The organism is Homoserinimonas sp. (assembly GCF_056262345.1).
The window spans coordinates 1-4,443 of the sequence record NZ_JBACFR010000227.1 but is presented as its reverse complement, the minus strand read 5'-3'; the positions used below and the strand labels follow the sequence as shown (position 1 = coordinate 4,443).

The following is a 4,443-nucleotide window of genomic DNA, read 5'->3' as shown; positions in this document are numbered from 1 at the left end:
GGCGGGGTGACGCGCGCGTCGGCTTCGGCGCGCCGACTTCTCACGGCGAGCGGCGCTATCGTCACGCCTGTTGTGCGCCTGCTCTGGCGCGGAATCGGGCCGGTGCTCAAGGTTGTCACGGGGCTGGGATGGCTCGTCATTGCCCTTGGGGTGCTCTCGCTCGTTCTCAGCCTGATTTTTGGCTGGCAGGAGTTTATGTACCTGGCAACGGTGCTCCTCGCTGCGCTGCTCGTGAGCACGCTCTTTCTCGTGGGCCGCTCCTCTTTTGGGGTGTTCATTGAGCTGAACCCTCGCCGCGTTGTTGTCGGAGACCGGGCGATGGGCCGCATGGTGGTGACCAACACGGGGGAGCGAGCGCTGCCGCCGACCCGCATGGAGCTGCCCGTGGGTCGCGGGCTTGCCGAGTTTCAGCTTCCCGGCATGAAGGCGGGGGAGGAGCACGAAGAGTTGTTCGCCGTCCCCACCCACAAACGTGCCGTCATCGTCGCTGGCCCCGCCGAATCGGTGCGAGGAGACCAGCTCGGCCTGCTGCGCCGCGCACAGAAGTGGGCCGACCCTGTTGACCTGTTCGTGCATCCGCGCACCGTGCGCCTCGTGCCGTCGGCCGCGGGGCTCGTGCGCGACCTCGAGGGCCAGGTCTCTAAGAAGATCACCAACAACGACATCGCTTTTCATGCCCTTCGCCCTTATGTTCCAGGCGACGACCGCCGCTACGTTCACTGGAGAACCTCCGCGCGCATCGGCCAGCTCATGGTGCGGCAGTTCGAGGAGACACGGCGCTCGCAGGTCACCATGATTCATGCCTCGCGCAGCGATCTCTACGCAACAGAAGACGAGTTCGAGCTTGCGATATCGGTGACGGCGTCGATCGCCGCTCAGATCATCCGCGATGGCACTCAAATGAACGTCGTGAGCGAATCCGGCATGTGGCGCACCCAGACAGTGACCTCCATGATGGATGCGTCGTGCCGCATCGAGCCCGGCGGCCGCGAATTCCCCACCCTGCGCGAGTTTGCGCGAGAGCGCACTCGACGGCTGCCAGCCCCCAGCGTGGTGATGATTGTGGGCGGTTCGGGAATGACCATCGCCGATTTCAGGAGCATCCAGTCCCTGTTCGGGCAGGATACGAGCCAGGTGGGGTTCCGCGTGGTCCACGGTTCTGAGCCCAAAATCTCCGTTGTTGCAGGGCTCACCATGATCACGATCGGCGACCTGGCTGATCTGCCTCCGCTCATCAGGGGGCTCGGACGATGACGGACAACACCAGAGCTGAGCAGGCGGCGCAGAGGCGAGCCGCTCAGAAGCTGCGCATGCCCACCCCGCGCGTCTGGGCAGATATTGCGGTGCTGCTCACCCTCGCAGTGATCGGCCTCGTCGGCTTTCAGCCATCGTTCGGCGGGTACAGCTTCTTGCTTCCCGCCCTCGGCGGGCTTGCCGTCGGCGCGGCCAGCGGCATCGTCGCCTCGATGTATCGACTCACCCTCGTGCCCACCATCCTCGTGGCGCTCGTGGCCTACTTTCTCCTCGGGACAGTGCTCGCGGTGCCCCAGCAGGCATTCCTCGGGGTGCTGCCGAGCCTGCAGTCCCTCACGAGCCTCGCGGTGGGTGCCGTCTTCGGGTGGGCGGACATCGTCACCCTCAGCACGCCGGTGGGGGCGCCCCAGTACATTCCGGTCGTGCCGTATGTGGCCACCTGGCTGGTCGCTCTCGTTTCGGTTTCGCTGGCAACTCGATGGCTTTCGGCTCGGCCCCGCACCGCCTGGCGCTTTGGAGTTGCCCTCATCGGCCCGATCGCCATTTATCTGGCGAGCATCCTCATCGGCACAGAAGATCCTTTTCAGGCAGGGATCCGCGGCGTCACCTTTGGCGTGCTTGCCCTCATCTGGTTGGGCTGGCGGCACCAGTCGGCAGGCTCGGTATCGGAGGAGGCCTCGCGCAGGCTTCGTGCCCGCAAGCTCACGGGAACCGCCGTGGTGATCGTCGGCGCCGTGCTTCTCGGTGGCGGCGCAGGGTTCTGGATGGCCCCCGCCCAGGACGAACGTTTCGTTCTGCGTGACGAGATCGAACCACCGTTCGATCCGCTGCAGTACCCCAGCCCTCTCTCGGGCTTTCGTCACTACACCAAGCAGGTCACCGACGACGTGCTGTTCACGGTAGACGGCCTGCGCAACGGCGATGTCATCCGGCTCGCAACGCTCGATTCATTCAACGGCAAGCTGTGGAATGTCACAGGGGCCGACGCCAGCACGGGCGGTTCGGGTTCATTCAGGCTCGTTGGTCGCTCGCTGCCCGAGCAGACCTTCGTCACGCCGGATGCTCGGCGCAATGTTGTCTTCACGATCGCCGATTATGCCGATGTGTGGGTTCCGAGCGTCGGCTACCCCGAATCCCTCGATTTCATCGACGGGGCTGCGAGCGGGGCCACGGATGACCTGCGCTACAACGGCTCGACCGGCACCGCCGTGCTCACGTCGGGGCTGCGCGAGGGCGACAGCTACACGATCGACGCCACAGTGCAGAGCGTGGTCACGGCCGCCGACCTCGCCGAGGTTCCCATCGCGAGCGTCGAGCTTCCCCCTGTTGAGGGGTCTCCGGATGTCGTCACGTCGAAGGCGCAGGAATATGCCGCCTCGGCATCCTCTCCTGCCGGTCAGCTTGAGGCAATTCGCATCGCGTTGGCGACCCAGGGGTTCCTGAGCCACGGGCGTGCCTCCGATTCTGTTGCCTCGCGGGCCGGGCACGGTGCCGACCGCATCGTCGACCTTCTTGAGCGCAATCAGATGGTGGGCGATCAGGAGCAGTATGCGTCTGCTTTCGCCCTCATGGCACGCAGCTTTGGCTACCCGGCTCGCGTGGTCATGGGGTTTGCCCCTGAGATCGCCGATGGCCAAGCGGTCGAGGTCACGGGCGACGATGTGACGGCCTGGGTCGAGGTTGCCTTCGACGATGTCGGCTGGGTTGCCTTCAACCCCACGCCCGACGAGACCGACATCCCCCAGGATCAGACGCCGAAGCCGCAGAGCGAACCGCAGCCCCAGGTTCGTCAGCCGCCGCGCGCTGACACCGATGACGAAGACCTTCTTTCGCCGGTGGAGCTCGAAGAGACCGACGAAGACGACGAGGGCGCCTGGTTCATCCTTCCCGGATGGGTCTATGTGCTCGGCCTGAGCATCCTGATTCCGCTCGCGCTGCTCTTTATCCCCATGTTCGTTGTGGGCTTCATCAAGGCGCGCCGGGCGAGACTCCGGCGCTCCGCCCCGCCGCATCACAGCGTTGCCGGTGCGTGGGAAGAGCTTGTAGACCAGTTCTCCGAGCTTGGCTACGACGTTCCTGCTGCGACGACCCGTACCGGAGTCGCGGCACACCTCGAAGACCAGGTGGCGGGGGAGCGGCTGGTGCCGCTGAGCTCGCTGGCAACAGCAACGGATGAGGCGGTGTTCTCTGGTCAAGAGATCAGCGCTGAGCGCAGCGAGGCGGCGTGGAGCGAGGCGCAGGCCGCAGTTGAGGCAGGCCGCCGCGGGCTGAACCGAACGCGACTCTTTGTTGCCCGCTACCGCATCCGCTCCGCCCGCGACTGGGCAAAGCGAATCTCGACGAAGAAGACGGGCGAGAACGGCACCGGTTGACGAGGCCGAGTCACGCCGGTGGGGTAGCATGACTCGCTGAACGAACATGAGGGGAGTCCACAAAATGTCACCAGACGACGGATTCCTCGCGCCGCCTCCCGGCCTTGTTCCCTCGGCCAAGCCGAGCGAACCCGCAGCGGAGCCGGTTGCCGCCACGGACTTCATCAGTCTTCCTCCCGGCGTCTCGCTACCGGCGCTCGACTCCGAAACCCTGCGGGTGGATAATTCCCGGCGGGTTCGCGCCGAGCGAGAAGACCCGGCGACCCCCACGTTCGTTCCCATGGTCGCTCCCGGCCTGCCCGCCGCCGTGTTTGCGCCCGTCGACGAGGAGACGAGCTTCGCCGAGGTCCCGCGGGCTGCCCCGGAGTGGCGCATCGGACTGCCCGGCGGCGGCCAGGTGCTGCTGGAGCGCACAGCTCTGATCGGCAGGGCTCCCGCCGTCAACTCGCTCTGGCCCGACGCCCAGCTCGTTGCCGTTATCGACCCCGTTAAATCGGTGTCCAAGACCCATGCCGCTCTCGAGGTTGCAGCGGATGGGTCGCTCTGGGTGCACGACCTCAATTCCACGAACGGCGTTTCGGTGAGCCACAACCATGGCGAGGAGTTCGCGGTCATCCCCGACGAGCGTGTATCGATCGCTGATGGCACCGTGGTGTACCTCGGAGAGTTCGAGCTAACGGTGCTCGGCGCAGCGGGCAAGGCCTGAGCCGAAGTAGACTGTCACGATTGAGCGCATGCCTATTCGTGCGCTCGGATTCGTAGAGAAAGGCATCACTGTGGGCAGAACGCTGGCAGAAAAAGTCTGGGACGACCACGT

Annotated in this window: 3 protein-coding genes; all 3 read left to right on the top strand. The window is 65.5% G+C overall.

Annotated elements, in window-relative coordinates; translation table 11 throughout:
• Positions 1 to 1,254: DUF58 domain-containing protein (locus tag AC062T_RS11070; RefSeq protein WP_476030016.1), on the top strand; the 1,254-nt coding region annotated here is incomplete at its 5' end.
• Positions 1,251 to 3,626, top strand: a complete 2,376-nt coding sequence (locus AC062T_RS11065; protein ID WP_476030014.1) for a transglutaminase TgpA family protein — start codon at positions 1,251 to 1,253, stop codon at positions 3,624 to 3,626. The genes AC062T_RS11070 and AC062T_RS11065, both read left to right, overlap by 4 nt.
• A gap of 64 nt (positions 3,627 to 3,690) precedes the next feature.
• A complete protein-coding gene (locus tag AC062T_RS11060; RefSeq protein ID WP_476030012.1) occupies positions 3,691 to 4,332 on the top strand; it encodes an FHA domain-containing protein in 642 nt (213 codons plus the stop codon).
• Positions 4,333 to 4,443: the final 111 nt, after the last annotated feature.

What these genes read in the sequence shown, in the direction of transcription:
- AC062T_RS11060 (WP_476030012.1), top strand. Translation starts at nt 3,691, where the DNA reads ATGTCACCAGACGACGGATTCCTCGCGCCGCCTCCCGGCCTTGTTCCC.
- AC062T_RS11065 (WP_476030014.1), top strand. Translation starts at nt 1,251, where the DNA reads ATGACGGACAACACCAGAGCTGAGCAGGCGGCGCAGAGGCGAGCCGCT.